The sequence below is a fragment of the Qipengyuania huizhouensis genome (assembly GCF_019711635.1).
GTDB lineage: Bacteria > Pseudomonadota > Alphaproteobacteria > Sphingomonadales > Sphingomonadaceae > Qipengyuania > Qipengyuania huizhouensis.
Genome location: NZ_JAIGNT010000008.1, coordinates 73658 through 98580, shown reverse-complemented (window position 1 = coordinate 98580; position 24923 = coordinate 73658). Strand labels below are relative to the sequence as shown.

The window sequence follows — 24923 nt, the reverse complement described above, 5'->3', positions numbered from 1 at the left end:
AAGATAACCTCCGCAAAAGCTATCTTGAATCACATCTCGCAGCGATTGTGAATCCAGTTTGTCAACAGGGCCTAAGCACCGAAGATTCCAAGCCTGAGCGCGACAAAGGGGCTGAGACGATCTCCAAACAAAGGCTGGCCGCCACGTTTGAATGCCCGGGCCGCCAGCCCCCCGATAATGGCCAGCGGTCGCAATTCCCTTGGCAAGCGAGGTAATTTCGGAGGCCGGCTCGGATCCAGCGAATTGAAGCAGGCAAAATCGGCTCGTGCCCACATCACGCCGTGCATGGCGGCGGCTGGCGCGCAGTCGGAATAGCCCAGCTGATCGGCCAATCCTTCGAAAAGCGCTCCCCGGCCCTTTGCCAAGGCATCGCCGACGCTTGGTTCCCAAGGAGGGCCGCCGACCAATTCTTCCCATCCGTTCACCAGCGCGACCAGACCGGACTTGCTTGTCGTCCATGCACTCAGCAGGGATGCCAGAAGCGGATCCGGTGGCAAGATATTGGGGTCGCTTCGATCCCGACGAAGTTCTTCGCGCCACCAAGCCAATTGAATTTGCGCGAGCGCGGGTTCGTTAGCCGAAAGAGCAATACGAGCTAGTTTGGCATCCAATAGCAAGCCTGATTCGAGGATGGGCCGAAGGCGCGTATTTGCCGAAGCCAGCACCATGGGTGCCCAGTCGGCCAGTTTAGTGTCGCGGCTGTCGATCACTTCTTCCGCTTCGGATTCCTACCCCCACCTGTCAAGCCGACCTGAAACTGGGGACGGGGCTGATACGACTAATTAACCAAAACCAGTGCATAAAAAATAAGTAATGGATTCTTACAAGGCACGTTCGAGTCGAACCGTTCGAGGTGGATGCAGACAATGAGCTTAGCCGAATTTATGCGCCGACTGAAAGTCGACACAAGCGGAAACGCTCTCATGCTCGTCGCCATGGGGGCGCCGGTCTTGTTCGGCACGGCAGGGCTAGGCGTCGACATGGCGCAATATTACACTTGGAAACGTGAAGCGCAGTACGCAGTGGACCAAAGCGCTCTGGCTGGTGCTTGGGCGCGTGGAAACGGCGATACCGGCACTGAATACGAAACCCGCGCTAGCCAGGAATTCTACGCCAATCTTTCGGTGACGAAGGATTACCTGCTGACCCACAATGTTGGCCTGGAAACGTGGGATGGCACTGCTGACAGCAGCGTCATGGTGGATGCCACTGTATCAGCTTCCCTCCCCTTCACCGAACTGGTGCTGGGTGACGGCATGACGATCGCCGTAGAGGCGCAGGCGATCTGGGAAACCACGCAGCAGTTTACAGCGTGTCTATACTCGCTCGATCCAACCTCCACCCGCACCATGTGGTTCAACGGCGGGCCGACAGTCGACGCCGCCTGCGGCGTGGGTGCGCGCTCTAATGCCGAAGATGCCATCGTTACCAATGGCAGTGGTGGAGCTCAGAATATCAATTGGGTCATTGCTGGTGGCACTATCGACGACGGGATGGGCGCATTTGAAAATGCCGAAGTCGTAGAGAATTATGACAACATGGTGGATCCATGGGAAGGACTGACCCCACCTGACAACACAACTCCTCGAACAATAAGTTGCGGCGATGCCACTGCATCGTGGCAGGCCGATGAAACTCAGTCCGATGACGTCACGTTCAAATATTACAGAGGTAAAAACAAGAGCGCAGCGTATTCGGCAGGATCAATAGATTATTCCGGCGAGGGCACGCAATCCCCCTATACTACGACATATCCGACAGAAATTGCGGCTTCTTTCATGAGTGAGCCCAATGATTACTCCCAGCCTGCGGTCCACGAAAATTTGAGTCAAATTGCTGGCAGCGGCCCGGACAGGATATACATCGAAAAAATCACAACGACCCATTTCACCTATGCCAACAAGGTCAATCTCTCTAGCGACACCGATCTTCAGCCCGGCACCTACACCAACTTTGACGTTGGTTGTGATCTAAACATGGCCGGCGGCGTATATGTGATCGATGGGGGTACCCTGAAGATCAACGGAGGAGTCTCGCTTACTGGTACAGGCGTGATGTTCGTCCTGAAGAACGGTGCTGGCATCGACGTCAATGGCGGCGGTAGCCTATATTTGACCCCAATGACAAAGACCGAACTTATCGCAGTGGGCGTCTCATCAGATGATGCAGATCGCATGGAAGACATGCTCATCTTCGAGGACCCGGACTCGCCGGGCAGCTCGGGAAGTAAGATCACGGGCGATGCTGGTCTCGACCTCAATGGAATCATCTACATGCCAAACAGCGACCTGAAGATTGCAGGTACGCCCAATGCGTCTTCCGAATGTATGATGGTTGCCACAAAAACTCTTCAAATCAGCGGTACTGCAGATCTGACCACACTTTGCCCGGCTGGTAAGACGCACGATATCGTCGTAGGCGAAGGTGGCACACGCGTGAGGCTGGTTTTGTGATCCGCCTTTTCGACACTCTCAAAACGGTTGCCGGGGATCGCAAAGGCTCGATGGTCATCGAGACTGCGATCGTTCTCCCCGTACTGGTCATGCTCTGTCTCGGAGGGTTCGAGGTTAGTCGGCTTGTCTCTCGCAATAACGAGTTGCAGATTGCCGTGGCAGAAGCCGGATCGATCGTGCTCGCCTCTCTGCCTGAAGACCAGAGCGACATCGACAAGTTAGAAGAGATCATCGAAACTTCGACGGGCCTTCCCGCCGACAAAGTGACGCTGGTCAAGAAATATCGCTGCAACTCCGATGCCTCGCTTGTGGTTGACCTTTCAACATGCCCTACAGGCGCGGTCATTTCCGAATTCATCGAAATCGAAATTGCCGACTGGTACACCCCGCTTTGGACCGATTTCGGGGTTGGGAACACGGTAAATTACGACCTTACCAGGCGGGTGCAGATTTCATGAGAAGGCCGCCTCTCTTTTCGAGTCTTCGCATCGACGAGCGCGGGACTACGATCATCGAGTTCGCACTCCTGGCGCCGGTGGTTCTCGGTCTCTTCTTCGGAGCGATCCAGATCGGGATCAGCATGCAGGCTTATAATTCGCTACGAGGCGTGGCTTCCGACACTGCACGTTATGCCGTGATCGAATATATGAAGGAAAACACGATCTCCGATAGCGCGATACAAACCAAGGCAATCGCTATCGCACAATCCTCACCTTACATGCTCAACGACAGCGTTGCCGTGACGATAGTACCCGTGGCGACTCCGCGTGTGCATGGCACCTTCGAAAAAACCATGACCATTACGTACACGCCTCCGGACGTGCTGCCATTCTTCGATTTCACCAGCACGCAAATGTCATTCTCGCGGCCGATTTTCGTCATCGACGAGTGATTTAGAGGACTTCCGGGAATCTCTTCGTTACATTGTGCAGCTTAGGGATTTCCCTTTCATCAATCTCGATAACAGACCTTCTTCGCAGCCTTCACGATTTTGGGCGTGTCGATCAGCGCCAGTTTCTCAAGATTTGCCGCATAAGGCAGCGGCACGTCCTCGTTACAAACGCGAGTGACCGGCGCGTCCAGATGATCGAAACCTTCTTCCATGCAGATCGCCACGATTTCAGAGGCAATGGAACAGGTTGGCCAGCCTTCCTCGGCGATGACGAGACGGTTGGTCTTCTTCAGGCTTTCGAGTACAGTTTCTTTATCGAGAGGGCGTAGCGTGCGCAGATCGATCACTTCGGCTTCGATCCCCTTGCCCGCCAGTTCTTCCGCTGCTTCCAGCGCGAGACCGACAGCGATCGAGTAAGCGACTATCGTGACGTCTGTACCTTCGCGCATGATCCGCGCCTTGCCGATCGGCAGGACATGATCGTCCAGCTCGGGTAGTTCGAAGCTTCGTCCATAGACCAGTTCGTTCTCGAGAAAGACCACCGGGTCTTCGCAGCGGATCGCGGCCTTCAGCAACCCCTTCGCATCAGAAGCATCATAAGGCGCAATCACAATCAGGCCAGGGACGCTTGCGTACCAAGGGCCATAGTTCTGGCTGTGCTGCGCGCCCACGCGGCTTGCCGCCGCGTTGGGGCCGCGGAATACTACCGGGCATCGCATCTGGCCACCTGACATATAATTGGTCTTGGCTGCAGAATTGATGATGTGGTCGATCGCCTGCATGGCGAAGTTGAATGTCATAAATTCAACGACCGGACGCAAACCACCCATTGCAGCCCCGGTCCCGATACCGGCGAAGCCGTATTCGGTAATCGGCGTATCGATCACGCGCTTGGGACCGAATTCGTCGAGCAGGCCCTGCGTGACCTTATAAGCGCCCTGGTATTGGGCGACTTCCTCGCCCATCACGAAGACTCGTTCGTCGCGGCGCATTTCCTCGGCCATCGCATCGCGCAGCGCTTCGCGAACAGTGACGGTGGCCATATTGGTACCGTGTGGGATTTCCGGGTCTTTCACACCGGATTTTTTCGCAGGCTTGGTGATCTCGGCTTCTGACGGCTCTCTACCGACGTCCTTCCCCTCTCCGGGCTTATCATCGGTCGCGGGTGTTTCGACGGCAATATCGGATACGTCCTCACCTTCGCCTGCGAGCATCGCGATGACCGTGCCGACGGCCACGTTCTCGGTACCTTCGGGCACGAGGATTTTACCGAGCGTTCCTTCGTCGACCGCTTCGAATTCCATCGTTGCCTTGTCGGTTTCGATCTCCGCAATAATGTCGCCGGCGGTGATTTCATCACCTTCCTGCTTGAGCCATTTGGCTAATGTACCCTCTTCCATCGTGGGCGACAGCGCGGGCATCTTGAGTTCGATAGCCATGGCTCAATACTCCTCCACCAGAACATCGGTGTAGAGTTCGCTCGGCTCGGGCTCTGGCGAGTTCTCGGCGAAGTCCGCAGCTTCGCTGACGACCTTGCGAATGTCCTTGTCGATGGCTTTCAATTCGTCCTCGGTATTGCCCTGTTCCATCAGGATCTTCTTCAGTCCCTCGATCGGGTCCTTGTGGTCCTTCATGTCCTGTACTTCTTCGCGCGTGCGATACTTGGCCGGGTCGGACATGGAGTGCCCGCGATAGCGATAGGTTTCGCATTCCATCAGCACCGGCCCCCTGCCCTCGCGCACATGCTTGAATGCAATTTCGGCGGCCTGGCGCACTTCGAGTACATCCATGCCGTTGACCTTCATGCCGGGGATGCGGAATGCCGTGCCGCGACGGTAGAATTCGGTTTCCGCACTTGAGCGGCCGACCGCGGTACCCATGGCATACTGATTGTTTTCGACCACGAAGACGATCGGCAGCTTCCACAGCGACGCCATGTTGAAGGTTTCGTACACCTGCCCCTGGTTCGCCGCACCGTCGCCGAAATAGGCAAGACAGAGGCCGCCATCATCGTTGTACTGATGCGCAAGCGCGAGCCCGCCACCCAGCGCGACCTGCGCACCGACAATCCCGTGCCCGCCGTAGAACTTATGCTCGGTCGAGAACATGTGCATCGACCCGCCCTTGCCCTTCGAGATGCCTGCCTCGCGGCCGGTCAGCTCGGCCATGATCAATTTCGGATCGATACCATAGGCAAGCATATGGCCGTGATCACGATAGCCGGTGATCACGCTGTCCTTATCGCCGTCGAGCGCCGATTGCAGGCCGATCGCGACCGCTTCCTGCCCAATATAAAGGTGGCAGAATCCGCCGATCAACCCGAGACCATAGAGCTGCCCTGCCCGCTCTTCGAAACGACGGATAAGCAGCATCTGTTCGTAGAACTGGCGCAATTGCTCGGGCGAGGCATCGTAACGCTTTGCCTTCTCGAACTCTTCCTGAAGCGAATGCAGCGCAAATTCCGGGTTTTCCGCCGGGCTTTGCGGCGTCTTGTTCTTGGAGGGCTTGGCCAAAACAATTGTCCCTTGTTCTTCCGGGGAGGAATGATGCAGCGCCTATAGGCACAGCCTTGCAGGCAGCGCAACGGTGCGTGTAGCTTGCATACGAAAACCTTACGGAACGGCAGGGTTCCACCCCCGGTGCAGGAGGCTAGTCGTCGAGTTTTATGACGACTTCGTCGGGGTGGACGACGTTGAGCTGGCTGCGCAGAAGTTCGCCGACCATGTCCGGATCGGCGCGATCGGGATGCAGTAACGCGACCTTGTTTTCCAACGCGGCGCGCTCCTTCTGGAGAGCCGCAAGCTGGGCTTCTCGCTGATCAAGAAGGCGCAGGTTTTCGCTCCAGGCCAGCAGGCCCGAAGGACCGGCCACCGCAAGACCGCCGAGAATGAGCAGGACAACGAGCGCCGCGTTTTGCGCCGCCTTCTGCTTCCGAACCAAGTCGAATCTGCTTGCCCGCTTCATGGCCCGCACAGAATCACAGTTAACCGTTTGAGGCAAGTGCAATTCGCAAGGATTCCGGCGGCTAGCGGCCGCTTTCGCGGCGGTTCGGGCGAAGGAACCCTGCCCCTGCCCGACCCGTTGCAACCTTGACAATCTCAGCCATCAAGCGTAATTGGTTTCCATTGAAACTAATTTAACCGACAGAGGATTTCCATGCCCGACCTTTTCGAAAACCCCATCGGTCTCGACGGCTTCGAATTCGTCGAATTCTGTGCCCCAGATAAAGGTGTGATAGAACCGGTTTTCGAGGCCATGGGCTTTACCAATGTCGCGACCCATCGCTCGAAAGACGTTCACCTGTGGCGCCAGGGCGGGATCAATCTGATCATCAATTATGAACCGCGCAGCGCGGCCTGGTACTTCGCGCGGGAGCACGGCCCCTCAGCCTGCGGTATGGGATTTCGCGTACGCAATGCGAAGGCCGCATATGAAGAGTTGTTAAAGCGCGGTGCGGAGCCGGTCGTCGTAGATACCGGCCCGATGGAATTGCGCATTCCGGCGATCCGCGGGATTGGCGGCGCGATCATCTATCTGATCGATCGTTATATCGAACAGGACGGGGAAGGTCTTTCGATCTACGACATCGACTTCGAGTATCTCGATGGTGTGGAGAAATTCCCGGTCGGCGCGGGCTTTAACGTGATCGATCACCTGACCCACAATGTCTACAATGGCCGCATGAAGTACTGGGCGGACTATTACGAGACGCTCTTCAACTTCCGCGAAATCCGCTTCTTCGACATCAAGGGCGAATACACCGGCCTTACCTCGAAGGCGCTTACCGCACCCGACGGCAAGATCCGCATCCCGCTCAATGAAGAAGGCGAAGGTGGCAAGGGCCAGATCGAAGAATTCCTCAAGGAGTTCAACGGCGAAGGCATCCAGCACATTGCCCTGATCTGCGACGATCTCATCGGCTGCTGGGATAATCTGAAGGAACTTGGAGTTCCTTTCATGACCGCCCCACCCGAGACCTATTACGAAATGCTGTCGGAGCGTCTTCCCGATCACGGCGAAGACGTCGACCAGCTCAAGATGCGAGGCATTCTCCTCGACGGCACGACCGAAGGCGGCCAGCCGCGCCTTCTTCTGCAAATTTTTGCCGAAGCACAGGTCGGCCCGGTGTTCTTCGAATTCATCCAGCGCAAGGGTGACGAAGGCTTCGGCGAGGGCAACTTCAAGGCGCTGTTCGAAAGTATGGAGCGCGATCAGATCAAGCGGGGTGTCCTGAATGTCGAGGATGCGAAGTCCATTGAAACGGAGCCTGCGGAATGAATGACGTAGCCGACCACCCCGTCAAACTTGGCGGCGTCCACCACGCCGCATACCGTTGCAAGGATGCGAAAGAGACCGTCGAATGGTACGGCAAGGTTCTGGGCATGGACTATACTACTGCCTTTGCCGAAGATCATGTGCCTTCGACTGGTGAGTACGATCCCTACATGCACGTGTTTCTGGACGCGGGTAATGGCAACATACTCGCCTTTTTCGAGTTGCCCAACCAGAAGGATATGGGGCGCGACGAAAATACCCCTGCATGGGTCCAGCACCTGGCGTTCAAAGTTGGAAGCGAAGAAGAGCTGCAAGCTGCCAAGGAGCATGTCGAAAGCTTGGGCATCGACGTTCTCGGTCCGACCCATCATGGCATCTTCAAATCGATTTATTTCTTCGATCCCAATGGACATCGCGTCGAATTGGCGACCGACATCGGTACAGACGAGCAGTATGCCGAATTAAAACGTGTAGCTCCGATGATGCTGGAAGAGTGGAGTGAAACGAAAAAGGCTCCCCGGCACGCAGACTGGCTGCACGAAATAGCGCGTAAGGAACACAGCAAAAGCTGAACCAATTCGCCTAACAGATAGAAACTCTACTTCTTGGCCATTTTGGAACCTGCTGCGCTGCACAACGTTGCCGTGCAAAGGGAGCCATCTGTGAATTACGTCGAAACGCTGCGTGAGCAGCTGCAGGAGATGAGCGAAGCCTTCGTTGCGTCTTTGCCCAGCCTTGCCATATCGCTTCTGATCGTTCTGATCACTTGGATCATCGCGCGCTTCGCGGTGCGCATCTCGGATATGATCGTGGGCCGTACCGAAATTCGGTCGAGCCTTAAAAACCTCGTCGATACTTTGGTCAGGCTGACCATATGGATCGTGGGGCTGTTCATCGCTGCAGTGGTGGTCATGCCGGGGCTTACAGCTGCAAGCCTCCTTGCGGGCCTGGGCATAGGTGCAGTTGCGATCGGCTTCGCGTTCCAGGATATCTTCGAGAATTTCTTCGCCGGCATACTGATTATGCTGCGGGAAAAAATGCAGATTGGCGACGTCATCGAATGTGAAGGCATCACGGGTAAGGTCGAGCACATTACCCTGCGCGAGACCCATGTCCGCAAGCTCTCGGGTGAGCTGACGGTGGTGCCGAATTCGATCCTGTTCAAAAACCCGGTCGAGATTCTGACCGATGTAGAACAGCGTCGATACGATGCGGTGGTTGGCGTTTCCTACGACACCAATCTCGATCACGCGGCCGATATTATCCGGCGCGCAGTCGAGGGCGTTACCGATGTGCTGGCAAGCAAGGGGGTCGACATCTTCGCACAGGAGTTCAACTCCAGCTCGGTCGATTTTCTCGTGCGATGGTGGGCGGGTAGCACGCCTCGCTCTGGCCGGGAGAGCAAGGACAAGGTCATTCGCGCGATCAAGGCATCGCTTGATGAAGCGGGTATCGAAATCCCATTTCCCTACGTTACTCACACGTTCAAGGAGACGGTTCCCGTCAGCCAACTTGGACGGACGAGCAAAAAAACGCCCTGATCTCGGTGCCGGGAAGACTGGCCTGCGCAGGTCTGTCGGACTAGCTGCAATTTGTCTCCGATCGGCGCAGCCGTGCCTTTTTCGCGCCACCGATGCGGAGCCAGAGCCCCCCGTTCCTTACTAGCCAGCGGACTTGCCCCGACAGTACCAGCGATTGAATATCCTGTCTCAGGAACTCGGCGGGTGACGAAGGCGACACTATGTCACTCCGGATAAATCTGCATAAAGTATTGGAATTAAAGAGAATATTTTCCCTCGCAGCGATTGACACTTTTGCAGGTGCCCCCCGGGGGGAGGCAGGGCGTCGAATGGACTGCATTTACGACGTTCAAAGAGCAATGGATGCGGTAGCGCGACAGGAAAGAGTAGGAAAGCAGTTGCGGGCCGGAGCCTGCAAACCACCTCGAGTTAAGTATACTGTCCCTTGAATTGCCTGACGCTTCGCGAGGGTTAATTACCAATCTTCCGATTGAACCGCCACCAACGCCGAAGCCTGCATGAAATGCTCAATCATCCGCTCTGCGAATGCACGATCGAAAAACGACCGCAGTTGATGGATCAGAGTGAACAGAATGGATATCTGTCCATCTCGAACGGCCTTTTTTAGTTTGTCGTGCTCTGGAGGAAGCTTGCTGGCGAAGGCCTTCAAGTCGATTAGCTTCTTTTCCAAGCCGCCACCTGTACCTATGCCTTGCCTCAACTTAACGAGATAACTCCCTTACCCCTACCAAGCCTTTGAAAAGGTGGTGCGCCCGACAGGATTCGAACCTGTGGCCCCCAGATTAGGAATCTGGTGCTCTATCCGACTGAGCTACGGGCGCTCCGAAGGCGCTCTATAGCGGCTCGGGACGGAGTGGCAATCAGTTGAGTTGGTCGGGTTCGGCGATCGGGAAGAGTATAGGAGCCACCGAAATCCCTTCGGCCGCCAGTTCTTCGGCTTCCTTGCGCGTAGCCTTGCCGTGGATCGGCGTCTCATCTTTTTCGCCATAATGTTGCGAGCGGGCTTCTTCGGCGAATTTGTCACCCACCCACTTGCTACTCTCAAGCGCCTTTGCCTGTGCGTTCGCCAGTTGCCTGATCGCTTTTTCGACCTCTGGCGGCATGGGTGCATTGGATAGTTGCGCTTCTTTTGCAGGGTGACGGCTTTCGCGTTTATTGCCCTTTGTGCCGACGGACGGGGCCATGGGCGCCTTCCCGATACTTTTGCTGCCACATTCGGGGCAATCGATCAGTCCCCGTTCCATCTGATTATCAAAATCGTTGGAGGAGCCGAACCAGCCCTCGAAACGGTGGCCCTGGTCACAATGGAGGTCGAATACGATCATGCGCGCCTAGTTGGAGATTTTGCGTCGATTGGCAAGGCTGGGCACCTGCGAACGCACCTGTTCTATTCTTTCAGCGTCTATCTCGGCCAAACCCAGACCGGCTTCGTGCCCTCCCATGTCAAGCAGCACCTCGCCCCAAGGGTCGATTGCAAGGCTGTGACCATATGTTCGGCGGCCGTCCTCGTGATTTCCTACTTGCGCTGCGGCTATGACATAGGCGCTAGCCTCAATCGCCCGGGCACGTTGCAGCACATGCCAGTGGGCTTCCCCGGTCGGCACGGTAAAGGCTGCCGGAATTGCGATCGCATCGCAGCGCGCATTTCCAAGTGCTTCGAATAGCGCTGGAAACCTGAGGTCATAGCAAACGGCCAGGCCGAGCTTGCCGATCGGGGTCTCTACCGTCACCACGTGCTCGCCGGCGCGATACGCGTTGGATTCGCGCCAGCTTTCCCCCGACGCCAGATCGACATCGAACATGTGGATCTTGTCGTAACGTGCGGCAATATTGCCGGAGGCATCGATGATGAGTGAACGGTTTGCCCACTTACCCTCGCCCGTATCAATCGCCAACGAGCCAATGCATGTCCAAATTCCGTGTTTCGCACTAGCTTCGCGAACTGCGCCAAGGACCGGATCGTTCTCTTCTCGGCTGATCGATGCAGCAGCGCGGCTCCGGTCGCGATCGAGCAGTCCTGACATCTCGGGCGTGAAGAGCATAGCCGCTCCCTCGCCTGCTGCTCGCGCAACAGCCTTGCCCAAATGATCGGCATTCGCCTTGGGGTCAATGCCGGTAGTCGTTTGAAGGACGGCTATACGGGTCATTCAGCCTCGAGCAGCGCGTCCAGCTTCCCGGCGCGTTCGAGCGCTGCGAGTTCATCGGACCCACCGACGTAAGTTTCGCCGATAAAGATTTGCGGAACCGTACGAGCTTGAGGTGCCCGCTGGAGCATTTCCTCACGCTTGGGGCCGCCCATGGTGATATCGTGTTCCTCGTAATCCGCACCTTTTTCATCGAGCAGGCGCTTGGCGCGGAAGCAGTACCCGCAACCGAACTTGGTGTAGATGTCGATACGCGGCTGGTTCATTTAATATCCTTTTGGGTTCCTGTTCATGAATAGGGCTTGCAGGCTCTGCTTGAAAGCAATTTGGAAGAGATTATCTTGGTTGTGCCGTCGCATGGTGCGGCAGCGCGGGGGTGCCACTGATGGGCCCCTTTTACACACTCAAATTGCTCATTGGAGGATTTGTTTCGATGAACCGTTTCGACACCACCCCTTATCGCCGCTCCACCGTCGGTTTCGACCGTCTGTTCGACCTGATGGAGCGTCAGGCGCGCAACGCCGGGGGCGATAACTATCCACCTTTCAATATAGAACGCTGCGATGATGATGAGTACCGCATCACACTCGCGGTGGCCGGCTTTCGCGCCGAAGATCTCGACATTACCGCGCAGCAGAACCTTCTGGTAATTCAAGGACGCAAGCGCGACGACCAGCCCGAAGGCGAAATGCTGCATGTCGGCATTGCAAACCGCGGTTTCGAACGTCGGTTCGATCTGGCGGACTATGTACGGGTCAAGGCTGCCGACCTCAAGGATGGCATGCTGATAATAGATCTCGTGCGTGAAGTGCCCGACGCGATGAAGCCAAAGAAGATTTCGATCGGCGGCAAGCAAGCTCTCGAAATCGTCAAGGACGACGACGAAACTGCCGCAGCCTGATCGGATCGGATATATAGAGAGAGCGGCGCCTTTCCGGAGGCGCCGCTTTTTCTGTGCCGGATAAAGAATGGGGACGGCACCAATGGCACCGCCCCCGCGACGACTAGCGCCGCCAAGCCTCGGATTCGGCCGTCCGGGTCGCAGAAGACGACCGGGTTCGAGGCAAGTCCCACCACTTGCGCGCTCAGCGAAAACCTCGTGCACTCAATAGCTTTTTGAAACCGAGTCGCGGGCGTCCTGCATTAATTGTAACAAAAGATAAAGCGGCGTCGCGAGCAATAGACGTGACGATGTGTCGCGTGCCTACAAATGCTCTTGGGTACAGTGCAACATATCAGGCACTTAGATCTGGCGCCTTGGTGCGAAAAATATTTCAGACCAAGCGCGCTTGCTCGAGTGCCGCTCCAATAAAGCCCGCAAACAGGGGGTGCGGCTCGAACGGTCTGGACTTGAGTTCGGGATGGAATTGTACGCCTACGAACCAGGGATGGTCGGGTCGCTCGACGATTTCCGGTAGCAGGCCGTCGGGTGACATGCCGGAAAAGATCAAACCCTGCTTTTCGAGCGGTTCGATGTAAGCCGCGTTGACCTCGTACCGGTGCCGGTGACGCTCCGAAATATCGGTCGTGCCGCCATAGATCGAAGAAACATGACTGTTGGCTGCCAGTTTCGCATCGTATGCACCAAGCCGCATCGTGCCACCGAGGTCCCCCCCCTTCTCGCGCTTCTGAAGTCCCTCTTCGCTCATCCATTCGGTGATGATGCCGACTACCGGTTCGGTGGTTTCGCCAAATTCCGTCGAGCTGGCCTTATCCAGACCGGCTGTGCGGGCACCCTCGATACAGGCCATCTGCATGCCCAGGCAAATTCCCAGGAACGGCACTTTCCGCTCGCGCGCGAAACGCACACTGGCAATCTTGCCCTCGCTGCCGCGCTCACCGAAGCCGCCGGGTACGAGGATGCCGTGCATGGGCTCGAGTTGCGCAGCAATCTCGCCATCGCTTTGCTCGAAGACCTCGGCGTCGATCCACTTGATATTGACTTTGACGCGGTGCGCCATGCCTCCATGGATCAGCGCTTCGTTCAGTGACTTGTAGGCATCCTGCAATCCGACATACTTGCCGACCACGCCGATGGTCACCTCGCCTTCCGGATTGGAATGGCGATCGACGACATCATACCAGCGCGACAGATCCGGGTCGGGCGCATCGGTGATACCGAAGCCGCGCAGCACCTCGGTATCCAGTCCTTCTGCATGATACTGTAACGGAACAGAATAGATCGACGGTGCATCCAGCGCGGGGATGACGGCTTCCTTGCGGACATTGCAGAAGTTCGAAATCTTCTGACGTTCGCTATCAGGAATGGGATGCTCCGCCCGGCAGAGCAAGACATCGGGCTTGATACCAAGACTCGCCAGTTCCCGCACGGAATGCTGGGTAGGCTTGGTTTTCAGCTCGCCCGCCGCTGCGATATAGGGGACCAGCGTCACATGGACGCTGAGTGACTGCATAGGCTCCAGCTCGTTACGGAGCTGACGAATCGCTTCCATGAACGGAAGGCTCTCGATATCGCCGACCGTACCGCCGATCTCGCACAGGATGAAATCGTGATCGTCCTGCCCGGCCAGCGCGAACTCCTTGATTGCATCGGTGACGTGCGGAACTACCTGGACGGTCGCACCGAGATAGTCCCCGCGCCGTTCCTTCGCGATGATCTGCTGATAGACGCGACCGGAAGTGATATTATCACCCTGATGGGCGGAAACGCCGGTAAAGCGTTCGTAGTGCCCAAGGTCGAGATCGGTCTCTGCGCCGTCGTCGGTCACAAAGACTTCGCCGTGTTGATACGGGCTCATCGTTCCCGGGTCGACGTTCAGGTAAGGATCGAACTTGCGGATGCGGACCTTGTAACCGCGCGCCTGCAGCAGCGCAGCCAGAGAAGCCGCCATGAGACCTTTACCGAGCGAGGAGACCACGCCGCCGGTGATGAAAATATACCGCGCCATGGGAGTCGGGCCTTAAGCGTGCGGGTTGAGTCGGCGCAAGCGAAAAGGCGCGCAATCAAGCGCGCCATCCACAGAGCGCATGCGAAATGGGTCAATAACGCCTATTCGGCGAGTGGATCATCGTTTGTCACGGGAGCATCTGTCGGCGCAGCCGGAGCCGTGCCCGGTCCGCCCAGCGGATCGGTTTCAGCAGGCGTCACCGAACGGTCGAGCGTCGATTCGATCGTATCCGAACCGACACCTTCGACCGCCAGGGCAGCCAAAGCGATCGACAGTGCGACAAACGCAACGGCCAGCCACTTGGTCGACCGGGTGAGGAAGTCGGCTGCTCCGCGTGCACTCAACATACCGCTCGGGCTGCCCCCGATGCCAAGACCGCCGCCCTCGCTCCGTTGCATAAGAATGACGGCGATCAGGGCCGCTGCGATGATCGCCTGGACGACGGTAAGGAAGAGGAACATGGGTAGACTACTCTATCGATAAGTGTGCTGCAGCGCATCTAGTCGCGACGCGGCCTCACGGCAAGGTGCGGCTATCGGTTCAGGCTTCTTCGGATTCCGAAGCAGCGACCACAATACCGAGGAAACTCTCCGCCGAGAGACTTGCGCCCCCTACGAGCGCGCCGCCCACTTCCGGGATAGAGAGGATTTCGCGGGCATTGTCCGGTTTTACCGAGCCGCCATAGAGAATACGGACCTGGGCAGAATGATCCTCACCGTAAGTCTCGTCGAGAAGGCCCCGAATTGCCTTGTGCATGGCTTCGATATCGTCAGGCGTCGCTGTCTTGCCGGTGCCGATCGCCCAGACAGGTTCATAGGCTACCGTCAATCGCTCAGCCGCATCCTCGATCTTGGGCAAACTGGCACGAAGCTGTTCGAGTACGAAGGTCTCGGCTTCGCCCTTTTCGCGAGTCGGCAGCGTCTCGCCGCAACACAGGATGATGCGCAATCCGGCTTCAAGAGCGCTCTCGATCTTGGCGTTTATCTGGCTTTCTGTTTCACTATGATCGGCACGCCTCTCGCTATGTCCGAGGATTACGAACTTCGCGCCGGCATCGGCAATCATCGTGGCTGAAATATCACCGGTATGAGCACCGTCTTCCCCCGGGAAGCAATCCTGGGCACCCACTCCGATCTGTTCAACTTCTCGGTGGACAGCGTGAATAAGAGTATAGGGGGGCGCAACGGCGACCTCCGCTTTCATGTAACGCTGTGCGGCTCGGTCGATGGCGCGTGCTTCGGAAAGCATCGCCCTTGTGCCATTCATCTTCCAGTTGCCAACAATGTAGGGCCGCTCGGCCATATTTGGTGTTCCAATCGCGAATCTTGATTAGGCGGGCGCTATATAGGCGGTGAAAGTCGCTCCGCTAGACGTGGTTTGTTTATAGGTCAAAACCGGACAGGACCTGTTGCGGCGAGGTCGCATGGCGGATAAAGCGCGCTGCTCAACCGGTGATCGGTCGCCTCCTGTCGGAAGTGGCGCGCCCCAAAGTACATGAAAAGGCCCGTTCGCAAGCCATGCTCACTTTTTTCCGGAATTTCTTCAAGACGAAGATCGGTCTGGCCATCGCCCTCGCATTCCTTGCACTGATCGGATTTGCCTTCGCCAGTATGGATGTTTCGAACACCGGCACATTCGGCGGTGTTGCCGGGGGCGATAGTGTCGCTGTCGTTGGCGATGCGAAAATAGGAACGGCAGAACTGAATCAGGCGGTAAACGATGCATTGGCACAGGCCAGGCAGGAGAATCCCGAAGCAACCATGCAAACCCTGCTTGCCGAGGGAGGTCTGGATCGTGTGCTTGATGATCTAATTACCCGCTATGCATTGATGGACTGGGGCGAATCCAATGGTCTTCGCGCGGGCACAAATCTGGTAAATAGCGAAATTCGCCAGATTCCGGCAGCCCGGGGGCCGAGCGGGGAATTCGACACCGATGCCTACAACGCCTTCCTCCGCACCAACAGCCTGACCGACAGCCAGATCAGGCAACAAATTCGCACCTCGCTCTATTTCCAGCAGTCCATTTTCCCTGCGATCTACGGGGCTCAAATACCTGAATCCATCGCTCGAACCTATGCACGCAGCTTCAAGGAGCGTCGCAGGGGCGCGATTGCGACAATTCCGGCGAGCCTCTTTGCACCGGATGGCGATCCGACGGATGCGCAACTTTCCGAGTTCTACACCGAAAACCGCACCCGCTTCGTCCGGCCGGAACGCCGGGTAATTCGCTATGCCACCTTCGACAGCGCCGCGCTTGGGGACAGTGTCGAGCCCACTGATGCGGAAGTTGCCGCATTTTACCGAGAAAATGCCGGGGACTTTGCAGCGAGAGAAGCACGAAGCTTCACCCAGCTTATCGTCCCGACACGCGAAGGAGCAGAGGCTATTGCCTCGCGTGTGCGCGCCGGAGAGAGCTTCGCACAGGCCGCTGCGAGCGCCGGGCTCCGGACAACAGAGCTCGACGATCAGGAGCGCTCGAATATTCTCAGTGCGGCGTCAGCCGGGGTGGCCGATGCATATTTTTCCGCCGCGCAGGGCGAAGTGACAACGCCTGCACGCAGTTCACTGGGATGGCATATCGCTCGTGTTAGAGCGGTTGATACCCAGCCGGCGCAAAGCCTGGCGCAGGCCCGGGCCGGGATTGAAGAGACCTTGAGAGAGACCAAGCGTCAGCGCGGCATTGCAGAGCTCGCGGTCAGCATCGAAGACAGGCTTGCCGATGGTGCATCGCTCACGTCGATAGTGGAAGAACTGGATCTGGAACTCCAAACCAGTCCGGCCATCACCGCAGCGGGCCGCGTTTACGGAACTTCGAACGAGGCTCCTGCCATCCTGGGATCCGTCTTGGACTATGCTTTTCAGATCGACGAAGGTGATTCTGAAATCGGAGCTCTTCCTGACCAGCAGACTTTCCTGATCTACGAAGTTGCCGACATCGCGCCTTCGGCCGTCGCACCTCTTGCCCAGATCCGTGACGAAGTCATTGCCGAATGGCGCCGGGTACGTGGAGATCAGGCCGCAGAGGCCGCCGCCAATCGCATCCTGAAGCGAGTCGAAGGCGGGCAAGATCTTGCGGCTGCTGTCGCCGCCGAAGAAGCTGCGATCCGCCCTCCCCAGCCAGTCAATTACAGTCGCGAGGAACTGGCACGGCTTGGTTCCACCCGAGTTCCGGCTCCCATCGCGTTGCTTTTCGGAATGGCCGAAGGATCGGTCAAAAAGCTTGAGGGCACTGGTGACCAGGGTTGGTTCGTGGTCGATCTCGAAGATATTACACTTGAAGATCTCGAGGAAAACGATCCCCTGATCGCCCAAGCCCGAACTCAGGTCGGCCAGTCGTGGGGCAACGAATATGCTGAGCAGATGCTTGCTGCGATGCGCGCCGAGCTTGGGGTTGAACGCAATGCTGAAGCTATAGCGGCCGTGCGTCGCCAGCTTCTCGGCGAAAGCAACTGAGGCCGCCCTTGACTGGCCAGATGGAAGGCCGCGCAAGGGCATTGGAGTCGCTTAAGGAAGGGCGCCCTGCGCTCGTTTGGCGCAAGGTCGTTGCCGATACGATAACCCCGGTGGGGGCAGCCTCACGTCTGATGCGAGAGGGCCGCGGCGACTTTCTTCTGGAGTCTGTGGAAGGTGGTGAGGTGCGCGGACGCTATAGTCTGCTCGGCCTCGACCCCGACCTCGTTTTTCGCGCGTCAGGTGACCAGGCGGAGATCAACCGGGATTGGAAAAAGGGCCTCGACTCCTTCGAGAAATGCGAAGGCAGTACCCTTGACGAACTGCGTACTCTATTGGCGGAGTGCCGTATCGACGTTCCCGAAGGTTTGCCGCCCGCCCTTGCCTGTTTGGTCGGATATTTCGGCTACGAGACCATCACGCTCGTCGAGAAGCTGCCACGACCCAGCGAGCAGCCTCTCGATCTGCCTGACCTGCTATTTGTTCGGCCGACTCTTCTGCTGGTGTTCGATGGCCTGAAGGATGAATTGTACTGCATCGCTCCTCTCTGGCCGCAGGGGGACGATGCCGCAGCGCAACTGGAACTTTCGAGCGAGAGAATCGACGCTGCACTGGCGGGTATCAATGACAGTATCGAGCGCCGTACCTCGGCCGCTGCCGATCATCCCCTCCCGGAGGCGAAGCCTACCATGACGCCCGAAGACTATTTCGCCATGGTCGATCGGGCGAAAGAGTATATTCGAGCCGGGGACATCTTTCAGGTAGTGTTGTCGCAGCGCTTTACCGCGCCATTCGAATTGCCGCCTTTCTCGCTTTATCGCTCGTTGCGCCGCGTGAACCCTTCGCCGTTTCTCTACTTCTTGGATTTGCCGGGATTCGCGGTGGTCGGATCGAGTCCGGAAATCCTCGTCCGGGTTCGCGATCGACAAGTAACAGTCCGTCCGATTGCCGGCACACGCCCTCGGGGTCTTAATGAAAAGGAGGATCGCGCAGCCGAAGCGTCACTCCTGAGCGACCCCAAGGAACGCGCAGAACACCTTATGTTGCTTGATCTGGGGCGCAACGATGTGGGGCGCGTCGCGGTAAGCGGCAGCGTATCTGTGACGGATAGCTTTGCGGTCGAGCTTTATAGCCATGTGATGCATATCGTAAGTAACGTGGTAGGAGAGCTCGATCCTTCGAACGATGCGCTCGACGCGCTGTTCGCAGGTTTTCCTGCAGGCACGGTCAGCGGAGCACCGAAAATTCGAGCTTGCGAGATTATCGCCGAACTCGAGCCCGCGACCCGGGGCCCCTATGCAGGCGGTGTCGGTTATTTCGCCCCTGATGGGTCGCTGGACAGCTGTATCGTCCTGCGCACTGCCATTGTGAAAGACGGTACGATGCATGTGCAGGCGGGGGCGGGAATAGTTGCGGACAGCGACCCCGCAAGCGAACAACGCGAGTGCGAAGCGAAGTCCGGTGCGCTATTCGCTGCAGCACGCGAGGCCGTGCGCCTCGCTCAGGAACCCGGTTACGGACAATGAAATACGCAATTCTCACGCTCTGCCTGCTCACTCTTTCCGCCTGCGATCCTGCACCGGAGGGCGAACCTGTAACGCGGACGCGGATCGACGGGCAAACCGGTTCGCCCAGTCCCACGCCGAGCCCCAGCGAGACGGCTACGGGTACTACACAGGTGGAAAGCGCCTGCCGTTCGATCATTTTCGAGGATACACCCCTCACCCACTGTCTTGCGACGCCCGCCCGGCACCGGATCGCGATGGATTTGGGGCCCTCCGGGGAATCTCCCTACCGAAGTCTTACCGCATATTCGAAAGATCATAGCGCCGACGCGATCGCTTTTGCGATGAATGCCGGAATGTTCGACGAAGATGGAAAGCCGGTGGGCTATTTCGTCGAGGATGGTGAGCGGCTCCAGACGCTCAACACTGCCGATGGCGAAGGCAATTTCCATATGAAGCCCAATGGGGTCTTCTTCGGAAGTGGCGACACATGGGAAGTGCGTTCGACCGAAGATTTTTTGGCCAATGTTCGCGAACGCCCTCAGTTCGGTACGCAGTCCGGACCGATGCTTGTAATCGACGGCAAGCTCCATCCGGAATTGTCCCGGGACGGTGAATCGCGACTTGTACGCAACGCAGTTGGTGTCGACGATAAAGGGCGCGCGCATTTCGTTATTTCGAACGCCGCGATCAGTTTCGGCAAGATAGCGCGTTTCTATCGTGACGAATTGTCCGTCAAGAACGCGCTCTATCTCGATGGCAATGTGTCGGCGCTATGGAACCCTGCGACCGGCCGTCTGGATACCGGCGCCCCCATCGGCCCGATCGTCGTGGTCGAGAGGAAGGAACAGAACAATGATTGAATATGGCCGCACTCTTTACCCCGAGATCGAGCCGTATGAGACTGGTATGCTGGATGTCGGCGAAGGGCACTCGCTCTACTACGAACGTGTCGGGACTCCCGGGGCGAAACCGGCCGTATTCCTGCATGGTGGACCCGGGGGCGGTATGTCGCCCGATCACCGACGTCAGTGGGACCCGGAACTTTATGACGTGCTTCTGTTCGACCAGCGCGGCTGCGGCCAATCGCTTCCCTTTGCCGAGATCGAGAACAACGATACCTGGCGGATTGTCGAAGATGTCGAGCGCCTGAGAAAGATGTGCGGTCATGAGAAGTGGCAGGCATTCGGCGGTAGCTGGGGTGCGACCCTTGCCCTCGCCTATGCCCAGAGCCATCCTGACCGGGTCAGCGAGATCGTGCTGCGCGGCGTTTTCCTGGGTCGCCAGAAGGAGAAAGACTGGCTCTACTCCTATGGCGCCAGTGAAATCATGGCCGAGCAGTGGGACGATTTTGCCGGCCTTATTCCGGAAGAAGAGCGCGGCAATCTCGTTCAAGCCTATTACGACAGGCTGACCAGCGACGACGAGCAAACCCGTCTTGATGCGGCGCGTGAGTGGTCGTTGTGGGAAGGAAACGTTGCGACGCTGCTGCCCAACGAAGAACTGCTGGGCAGCTTCGCCGATCCCGCCAAGGCAGTGCCTTTCGCGCGGATTTGCGCGAAGTTCTTCCTCAAGGATTTCTTTCTCGAAGAAGCGCAACTTCTCAAGAATGTCGGCAAGATCAAGAACATTCCGGGCATCATCGTGCAGGGTCGCCATGATATTTGCACTCCGCCGACATCAGCCTGGGAATTGAAAAAGGCCTGGCCCGAAGCAGAGCTCTGGATTGTCCAGGATGCCGGTCACTCCGCTGGTGAACCGGGCATTATAGACGGCCTCGTTCGCGCGACCGACAAGCTTGCCGGCAAGGAAGGATGAGACGTCAGGCAGCTTTCCTTGCTTGAAAGGAATGCAGACTGCCCGCAATCACGCGCCGAAATGACCGCCAATCACTCCATCCTCGTCATCGACAATTACGATAGCTTCACCTTCAACCTCGTCCACTATCTTATGGAACTGGGTGCGGAGGTCGAAGTGGTGCGCAACGATGCGGTGACGGCTGCCGAGGCTCTCCAGCGTGACGCGGCGGGCTACCTCATTTCGCCCGGCCCGTGCACGCCGAACGAGGCTGGCGTCAGCCTCGATCTCGTTGCCGCTTGCGCCGAGGCGGGAAAACCCTTGCTGGGCGTGTGCCTCGGTCATCAGTCGATCGGTCAGCATTTCGGTGGCAGCGTAGTTCGCGGTGGCCTCATGCACGGCAAAACCAGTGCACTGACGCATGATGGGTCTGGTGTCTTCGCAGGACTGCCTTCCCCTTACACAGCAACGCGCTATCATTCATTGGTGGTCGAGGAGATTCCCGATTGCCTGGTAGTCAACGCCACGAGCGAGACACCCGGACTCGACGGTTCCAGCGTGATGGGCTTTCGCCACCGCACGCTACCTATCCACGGCGTCCAGTTTCATCCCGAAAGCATAGCCACAGAACATGGCCACGCATTGCTCGCCAACTTCCTTGCCATGTGCGGGATCGACACCAAGGTGCGCGTATGAAAAATCTTCCCTCAGCTACGACGCATCTTAACGAGACCGAAGCGCACGAAGTGTTCGGGTGGATTCTCGATGGTGAGATCGACGATGAATCTATTGGTCGCTTTCTGGCCGAGATGTCAGCGCGTAGCGAAACGTCCGAAGAGATCGCCGGGGCGGCGCGTGCCCTTCGCGAGCGTCTGATCCCGATCGATGCGCCTGACGGTACAGTCGACTGTTGCGGGACCGGGGGAGACGGGCATCACACCCTCAACGTATCGACAGCAGTAAGCCTTCTGGTCGCGTCCTGCGGCGTGCCGGTGGCAAAGCATGGCAATCGTGCAGCAAGCTCCAAGTCGGGAGCCGCCGATACGCTGGAGGCGCTCGGCCTTGACATGGAAGCTGCAGGAAGAACCGCAGAAAAGACTCTGAATGAACTGGGAATTTGTTTCCTCTTCGCCAAGAATCATCACCCGGCGATGGGCCGCATCCAGCCAATCCGCCAGAAACTGGGTGTACGCACGATATTCAACCTGATGGGCCCCCTGTCCAATCCGGCAGGTGTGAAGCGACAACTGATCGGTATTGCACGGCCGGCCTATGTCCCGATCTATGCCGCAGCCAAGGCGAGGCTTGGGACCGAGCGCACCTTCATCGCTTCAGGTGACGAGGGCCTTGATGAGCTCAGCCTCGCGGGCGGTAACGAATTGGCCGATGTGAAAGGCAATGATTTCGAAATGCGCCGGGTCGTCGCGGTGCAGGCGAACCTGCCGCACGCCCCCGTCGAAGCGATCCGTGGAGGCGATCCTCAGCATAATGCCAAGGCGCTGGAAGCATTGCTGATGGGCGCACCAGGGCCCTACCGAGATGCAGTACTCTTCAACGCCGCCGCCACGTTAATCGTCGCGGGGAAAACTACCGATTGGACAGAAGGTGCAGAGATGGCCGGCGAGGCAATCGATTCTGGCCGGGCCAAGCAACTGATGGCCGACTGGATCGAACTCGCGCAATGAACAAGCTCGCGGAGATCTGTGCAACCAAGCGCGATGAAGTGGCTGTCCGCAAGGCAGAGCGGAGCCTTGCCGATCTGGATGCCCTCGCTCGGGAACAAGGTGAGCCGCGCGGTTTCTTGCGATCTCTGGAAGCGGCGCAGGACAGCGGCTTTGGATTGATTGCCGAGATCAAGAAGGCCAGTCCGTCGAAGGGGCTGATACGTGCCGATTTTCACCCTGCCGATCATGCGCGGGCTTACGAGGCCGGCGGTGCCGCCTGCCTTTCGGTCCTGACCGACGCGCCCTATTTCCAGGGACACGAGGATTACCTGGTCGCCGCTCGCGAAGCATGCTCATTGCCGGTTTTACGCAAGGATTTCATGGTCGATCCCTGGCAAGTGGCAGAGGCACGGGCGATCGGCGCCGACGCTATCCTGATTATCGTTGCCGCACTCGAAGATGCGCAGATGATCGAGATCGAGGCGGCTGCGATTGATCGGGGGATGGACGTTCTTGTCGAAGTCCATGATGCCATTGAGATGGAACGCGCGGCTGGATTGAAGTCACGGCTTCTTGGAGTGAACAATCGTAATCTCAAGACGTTCGAGACTGATCTTCGCATCACGGAAGAACTTTCCTCCCGTGCACCAGCAGGCACCCTTCTTGTCGGCGAAAGCGGGATCGACACCCATCGGGACTGCCAGCGTCTTGCGCGATCCGGCGTCCGCAGCTTTCTCGTCGGCGAGAGCCTCATGCGGCAGGGCGATGTAGAGGCTGCGACGCGGGCGCTATTGCAGGGTTAGACTGTCCTACCAGTTGAGAAAATGGCATGAGGCTAAAAATGTCTCACCCCTACCCAACCCCATCTGCCCGAGCGGCTGACCTGGCAATGGGTCGATTTTTCCCGTCAGGACTGTGGTCCATGTCGTCCACCCGGTTCAGGATCCCAAGGCTTCAAAATGAATAGGCTGACTCATCTCGACGAGGCCGGAGCAGCTCGCATGGTCGATGTCAGCGGAAAATCCGAGACCGATCGGAGCGCAACCGCCGAGGGGAGAATTCGGATGAAGCCGGAAGCTCTGGAAGCTATCATGGCGGGCACCGGAGCCAAGGGTGAAGCTTTGGCGACTGCCCGGATTGCGGGCATAATGGCGGCCAAACGTACAGGGGAGCTCATACCCCTTTGCCATCCCCTGGGACTTGAAAGCATTAAGATCGACTTCACACCGGAAGCAGAAGCTATCCGGGTGACGGCGGTGGCTGGCCTGACCGGCAAGACAGGTGTCGAGATGGAAGCGATGACCGCCGTCAGCGTCGCGCTCCTCACGCTCTACGACATGGGTAAGGCTCTCGATCGCGCCATGGTTATCGAGGGAATCCGTCTCCTTGAGAAGACAGGCGGCAAGTCCGGCGCCTGGCGAGCGGCGGACTGAAACGGGAACGCTTGTTCTCTATTGACGGGTTCTGAAACCGCGGGAATGCTTGACTTGCTGAAATCGGTTGCCTAATTGTTCCACATTCGTTCACAGCTTTGTGAACAGGAACATAGGGAGTTACCCGATGCTGACCGCCAAGCAGCACGAATTGATTCGCTTCATCCAGCAGAAGCTCGAAGATACTGGCATTTCGCCTTCTTTCGAAGAGATGAAGGAAGCGCTCGACCTGAAAAGCAAGTCCGGCGTTCATCGACTGATCTCGGCTCTGGAAGAACGTGGCTTTATCCGTCGCCTGCCCAATCGGGCCCGTGCGCTCGAGGTGATTAAACTACCGGAAGATTCGGTCACCGGCTCTTCGCGTTCTGTTGCGGCTCCCACATCGGCAAACGATTCCGTAATTGCCGCGCATACGGCCAAACCGGTCGCTGTAGCACCAGCGAACGATATTATCGACGTGCCTCTCCATGGCCGTATTGCCGCCGGTGCTCCGATCGAGGCAATCGAAGGCCAGTCGTCCATGCCGGTTCCCGCAGCTCTCCTGGGACCGGGGGATCACTATGCGCTCGAAGTCAGCGGAGACTCGATGATCGAAGCAGGCATTTTCGATGGCGATTTTGCACTGGTCAAGCGCACTGAAACTGCACGCGATGGCGAGATTGTAGTTGCTCTTGTCGACAACGAGGAAGCAACGCTCAAATACCTGCGCAAGGAAGGCGCGATGATCAGGCTTGATCCGGCCAATGGCGCTTACGAGCCACAGCTCTATGAAGCCGATCGCGTTCAGGTTCAGGGTAAGCTCGCAGGATTGCTGCGTCGATATCACTGAACCGAGGGACGGCGTCCGTTTAAATCCGG

The 24923-nt window shown here is 57.7% G+C and carries 27 protein-coding genes and 1 tRNA gene; 16 read left to right on the top strand and 12 right to left on the bottom strand.

Going from position 1 to position 24923, the window contains the following annotated elements; all coding sequences use genetic code 11:
- Window positions 1-71 precede the first annotated feature (71 nt).
- The gene (locus K3180_RS08780; protein ID WP_221540027.1) at window positions 72-710 is read right to left on the bottom strand and encodes a hypothetical protein; all 639 of its coding nucleotides are present in this window, start codon (window positions 708-710) and stop codon (window positions 72-74) included.
- 156 nt (window positions 711-866) lie between these two features.
- Between K3180_RS08780 and K3180_RS08775 the strand changes: the two genes are divergently transcribed.
- The 3 genes from K3180_RS08775 to K3180_RS08765 are packed head-to-tail and all read left to right on the top strand — an operon-like array spanning window position 867 to window position 3345.
- On the top strand, window positions 867-2453 hold the full coding sequence (locus K3180_RS08775; protein ID WP_221540025.1) for a TadE/TadG family type IV pilus assembly protein: 1587 nt from the start codon (window positions 867-869) through the stop codon (window positions 2451-2453).
- Entirely contained in the window at window positions 2450-2911 is a 462-nt protein-coding gene (locus K3180_RS08770; RefSeq protein ID WP_221540023.1) for a TadE/TadG family type IV pilus assembly protein, read from the top strand. The genes K3180_RS08775 and K3180_RS08770 overlap by 4 nt, the downstream gene beginning before the upstream one ends.
- A complete protein-coding gene (locus K3180_RS08765) occupies window positions 2908-3345 on the top strand; it encodes a TadE/TadG family type IV pilus assembly protein (protein ID WP_221540021.1) in 438 nt (145 codons plus the stop codon). The genes K3180_RS08770 and K3180_RS08765 overlap by 4 nt, the downstream gene beginning before the upstream one ends.
- 59 nt (window positions 3346-3404) lie before the next feature.
- Here the strand turns inward: K3180_RS08765 and K3180_RS08760 are convergent, their stop codons facing one another.
- The 3 genes from K3180_RS08760 to K3180_RS08750 all read right to left on the bottom strand — a co-directional run bounded on the left by K3180_RS08760 (window position 3405) and on the right by K3180_RS08750 (window position 6309).
- On the bottom strand, window positions 3405-4784 hold the full coding sequence (locus K3180_RS08760; RefSeq protein WP_221540020.1) for a pyruvate dehydrogenase complex E1 component subunit beta: 1380 nt from the start codon (window positions 4782-4784) through the stop codon (window positions 3405-3407).
- 3 nt (window positions 4785-4787) lie between these two features.
- Window positions 4788-5858, bottom strand: a complete 1071-nt coding sequence (pdhA, locus tag K3180_RS08755; protein ID WP_247710430.1) for a pyruvate dehydrogenase (acetyl-transferring) E1 component subunit alpha — start codon at window positions 5856-5858, stop codon at window positions 4788-4790.
- A gap of 136 nt (window positions 5859-5994) precedes the next feature.
- Window positions 5995-6309 (bottom strand): FtsB family cell division protein, encoded by a 315-nt coding sequence (locus K3180_RS08750; protein ID WP_221540019.1) that lies wholly within the window; start codon window positions 6307-6309, stop codon window positions 5995-5997.
- 192 nt (window positions 6310-6501) lie between these two features.
- Between K3180_RS08750 and hppD the strand changes: the two genes are divergently transcribed.
- The 3 genes from hppD to K3180_RS08735 all read left to right on the top strand — a co-directional run bounded on the left by hppD (window position 6502) and on the right by K3180_RS08735 (window position 9161).
- A complete protein-coding gene (gene hppD, locus K3180_RS08745) occupies window positions 6502-7623 on the top strand; it encodes a 4-hydroxyphenylpyruvate dioxygenase (RefSeq protein WP_221540017.1) in 1122 nt (373 codons plus the stop codon).
- Window positions 7620-8192, top strand: a complete 573-nt coding sequence (locus K3180_RS08740) for a VOC family protein (protein WP_221540015.1) — start codon at window positions 7620-7622, stop codon at window positions 8190-8192. The genes hppD and K3180_RS08740 overlap by 4 nt, the downstream gene beginning before the upstream one ends.
- 90 nt (window positions 8193-8282) lie before the next feature.
- Window positions 8283-9161 carry a mechanosensitive ion channel family protein gene (locus tag K3180_RS08735; RefSeq protein WP_345719455.1) on the top strand — a complete coding sequence of 293 codons (879 nt, stop codon included), beginning with the start codon at window positions 8283-8285 and terminating at the stop codon, window positions 9159-9161.
- Between the two features lie 454 nt (window positions 9162-9615).
- Here the strand turns inward: K3180_RS08735 and K3180_RS08730 are convergent, their stop codons facing one another.
- From K3180_RS08730 to grxC, 5 genes are all read right to left on the bottom strand, one after another.
- Window positions 9616-9831 carry a hypothetical protein gene (locus tag K3180_RS08730; RefSeq protein ID WP_221540013.1) on the bottom strand — a complete coding sequence of 72 codons (216 nt, stop codon included), beginning with the start codon at window positions 9829-9831 and terminating at the stop codon, window positions 9616-9618.
- 74 nt (window positions 9832-9905) lie between these two features.
- Window positions 9906-9982: transfer RNA gene (locus K3180_RS08725), tRNA-Arg, on the bottom strand.
- A 39-nt stretch (window positions 9983-10021) separates the two neighbouring features.
- Window positions 10022-10486 (bottom strand): DUF1178 family protein, encoded by a 465-nt coding sequence (locus tag K3180_RS08720; protein ID WP_221540011.1) that lies wholly within the window; start codon window positions 10484-10486, stop codon window positions 10022-10024.
- Between the two features lie 6 nt (window positions 10487-10492).
- On the bottom strand, window positions 10493-11308 hold the full coding sequence (locus K3180_RS08715; RefSeq protein WP_221540009.1) for a carbon-nitrogen hydrolase family protein: 816 nt from the start codon (window positions 11306-11308) through the stop codon (window positions 10493-10495).
- Complete coding sequence (gene grxC / locus K3180_RS08710) at window positions 11305-11571, bottom strand: glutaredoxin 3 (protein ID WP_221540007.1); 267 nt, start codon at window positions 11569-11571, stop codon at window positions 11305-11307. Before grxC ends, K3180_RS08715 begins: the two co-directional genes overlap by 4 nt.
- Window positions 11572-11738: 167 nt before the next feature.
- Here grxC and K3180_RS08705 point away from each other — a divergent pair, with 167 nt between their 5' ends.
- Complete coding sequence (locus K3180_RS08705; protein ID WP_221540005.1) at window positions 11739-12206, top strand: Hsp20 family protein; 468 nt, start codon at window positions 11739-11741, stop codon at window positions 12204-12206.
- A 373-nt stretch (window positions 12207-12579) separates the two neighbouring features.
- On the opposite strand, the gene pyrG is transcribed toward K3180_RS08705, so the two are convergent.
- The 3 genes from pyrG to tpiA form a co-directional block, all read right to left on the bottom strand.
- A complete protein-coding gene (pyrG, locus tag K3180_RS08700) occupies window positions 12580-14214 on the bottom strand; it encodes a CTP synthase (RefSeq protein ID WP_221540004.1) in 1635 nt (544 codons plus the stop codon).
- A 101-nt stretch (window positions 14215-14315) separates the two neighbouring features.
- A complete protein-coding gene (gene secG, locus K3180_RS08695; RefSeq protein WP_221540002.1) occupies window positions 14316-14675 on the bottom strand; it encodes a preprotein translocase subunit SecG in 360 nt (119 codons plus the stop codon).
- 79 nt (window positions 14676-14754) lie between these two features.
- The gene (tpiA, locus tag K3180_RS08690; RefSeq protein ID WP_221540000.1) at window positions 14755-15516 is read right to left on the bottom strand and encodes a triose-phosphate isomerase; all 762 of its coding nucleotides are present in this window, start codon (window positions 15514-15516) and stop codon (window positions 14755-14757) included.
- Window positions 15517-15665: 149 nt separating this feature from the next.
- On the opposite strand from tpiA, the gene K3180_RS08685 reads away from it, so the two are divergent.
- The 9 genes from K3180_RS08685 to lexA all read left to right on the top strand — a co-directional run bounded on the left by K3180_RS08685 (window position 15666) and on the right by lexA (window position 24894).
- On the top strand, window positions 15666-17669 hold the full coding sequence (locus K3180_RS08685; RefSeq protein WP_345719454.1) for a SurA N-terminal domain-containing protein: 2004 nt from the start codon (window positions 15666-15668) through the stop codon (window positions 17667-17669).
- 20 nt (window positions 17670-17689) lie between these two features.
- Window positions 17690-19192 (top strand): anthranilate synthase component I, encoded by a 1503-nt coding sequence (trpE, locus tag K3180_RS08680; protein WP_221540041.1) that lies wholly within the window; start codon window positions 17690-17692, stop codon window positions 19190-19192.
- Window positions 19189-20034: a phosphodiester glycosidase family protein gene (locus K3180_RS08675; protein ID WP_221539998.1), complete on the top strand. Its 846-nt coding sequence runs from the start codon at window positions 19189-19191 to the stop codon at window positions 20032-20034. Before trpE ends, K3180_RS08675 begins: the two co-directional genes overlap by 4 nt.
- On the top strand, window positions 20027-20989 hold the full coding sequence (pip, locus tag K3180_RS08670; RefSeq protein ID WP_221539996.1) for a prolyl aminopeptidase: 963 nt from the start codon (window positions 20027-20029) through the stop codon (window positions 20987-20989). Before K3180_RS08675 ends, pip begins: the two co-directional genes overlap by 8 nt.
- Before the next feature lie 60 nt (window positions 20990-21049).
- Window positions 21050-21664: an anthranilate synthase component II gene (locus K3180_RS08665; RefSeq protein ID WP_221539995.1), complete on the top strand. Its 615-nt coding sequence runs from the start codon at window positions 21050-21052 to the stop codon at window positions 21662-21664.
- On the top strand, window positions 21661-22653 hold the full coding sequence (trpD, locus tag K3180_RS08660) for an anthranilate phosphoribosyltransferase (RefSeq protein WP_221539993.1): 993 nt from the start codon (window positions 21661-21663) through the stop codon (window positions 22651-22653). The genes K3180_RS08665 and trpD overlap by 4 nt, the downstream gene beginning before the upstream one ends.
- Window positions 22650-23435, top strand: a complete 786-nt coding sequence (gene trpC, locus K3180_RS08655) for an indole-3-glycerol phosphate synthase TrpC (RefSeq protein ID WP_221539992.1) — start codon at window positions 22650-22652, stop codon at window positions 23433-23435. The genes trpD and trpC overlap by 4 nt, the downstream gene beginning before the upstream one ends.
- Window positions 23436-23591: 156 nt before the next feature.
- On the top strand, window positions 23592-24065 hold the full coding sequence (gene moaC / locus K3180_RS08650) for a cyclic pyranopterin monophosphate synthase MoaC (protein ID WP_221539990.1): 474 nt from the start codon (window positions 23592-23594) through the stop codon (window positions 24063-24065).
- Between the two features lie 127 nt (window positions 24066-24192).
- Complete coding sequence (lexA, locus tag K3180_RS08645) at window positions 24193-24894, top strand: transcriptional repressor LexA (protein WP_221539988.1); 702 nt, start codon at window positions 24193-24195, stop codon at window positions 24892-24894.
- Window positions 24895-24923: the final 29 nt, after the last annotated feature.

Excerpts from the sequence above, each read along its gene's own strand:
- K3180_RS08775 (WP_221540025.1), top strand. The coding sequence starts at position 867 with ATGAGCTTAGCCGAATTTATGCGCCGACTGAAAGTCGACACAAGCGGA.
- K3180_RS08765 (WP_221540021.1), top strand. The coding sequence starts at position 2,908 with ATGAGAAGGCCGCCTCTCTTTTCGAGTCTTCGCATCGACGAGCGCGGG.
- K3180_RS08760 (WP_221540020.1), bottom strand. The coding sequence starts at position 4,784 with ATGGCTATCGAACTCAAGATGCCCGCGCTGTCGCCCACGATGGAAGAG.
- K3180_RS08750 (WP_221540019.1), bottom strand. The coding sequence starts at position 6,309 with ATGAAGCGGGCAAGCAGATTCGACTTGGTTCGGAAGCAGAAGGCGGCG.
- hppD (WP_221540017.1), top strand. The coding sequence starts at position 6,502 with ATGCCCGACCTTTTCGAAAACCCCATCGGTCTCGACGGCTTCGAATTC.
- K3180_RS08740 (WP_221540015.1), top strand. The coding sequence starts at position 7,620 with ATGAATGACGTAGCCGACCACCCCGTCAAACTTGGCGGCGTCCACCAC.
- K3180_RS08720 (WP_221540011.1), bottom strand. The coding sequence starts at position 10,486 with ATGATCGTATTCGACCTCCATTGTGACCAGGGCCACCGTTTCGAGGGC.
- K3180_RS08715 (WP_221540009.1), bottom strand. The coding sequence starts at position 11,308 with ATGACCCGTATAGCCGTCCTTCAAACGACTACCGGCATTGACCCCAAG.
- grxC (WP_221540007.1), bottom strand. The coding sequence starts at position 11,571 with ATGAACCAGCCGCGTATCGACATCTACACCAAGTTCGGTTGCGGGTAC.
- K3180_RS08705 (WP_221540005.1), top strand. The coding sequence starts at position 11,739 with ATGAACCGTTTCGACACCACCCCTTATCGCCGCTCCACCGTCGGTTTC.
- pyrG (WP_221540004.1), bottom strand. The coding sequence starts at position 14,214 with ATGGCGCGGTATATTTTCATCACCGGCGGCGTGGTCTCCTCGCTCGGT.
- secG (WP_221540002.1), bottom strand. The coding sequence starts at position 14,675 with ATGTTCCTCTTCCTTACCGTCGTCCAGGCGATCATCGCAGCGGCCCTG.
- tpiA (WP_221540000.1), bottom strand. The coding sequence starts at position 15,516 with ATGGCCGAGCGGCCCTACATTGTTGGCAACTGGAAGATGAATGGCACA.
- trpE (WP_221540041.1), top strand. The coding sequence starts at position 17,690 with ATGGAAGGCCGCGCAAGGGCATTGGAGTCGCTTAAGGAAGGGCGCCCT.
- K3180_RS08675 (WP_221539998.1), top strand. The coding sequence starts at position 19,189 with ATGAAATACGCAATTCTCACGCTCTGCCTGCTCACTCTTTCCGCCTGC.
- pip (WP_221539996.1), top strand. The coding sequence starts at position 20,027 with ATGATTGAATATGGCCGCACTCTTTACCCCGAGATCGAGCCGTATGAG.
- K3180_RS08665 (WP_221539995.1), top strand. The coding sequence starts at position 21,050 with ATGACCGCCAATCACTCCATCCTCGTCATCGACAATTACGATAGCTTC.
- trpD (WP_221539993.1), top strand. The coding sequence starts at position 21,661 with ATGAAAAATCTTCCCTCAGCTACGACGCATCTTAACGAGACCGAAGCG.
- trpC (WP_221539992.1), top strand. The coding sequence starts at position 22,650 with ATGAACAAGCTCGCGGAGATCTGTGCAACCAAGCGCGATGAAGTGGCT.
- moaC (WP_221539990.1), top strand. The coding sequence starts at position 23,592 with ATGAATAGGCTGACTCATCTCGACGAGGCCGGAGCAGCTCGCATGGTC.
- lexA (WP_221539988.1), top strand. The coding sequence starts at position 24,193 with ATGCTGACCGCCAAGCAGCACGAATTGATTCGCTTCATCCAGCAGAAG.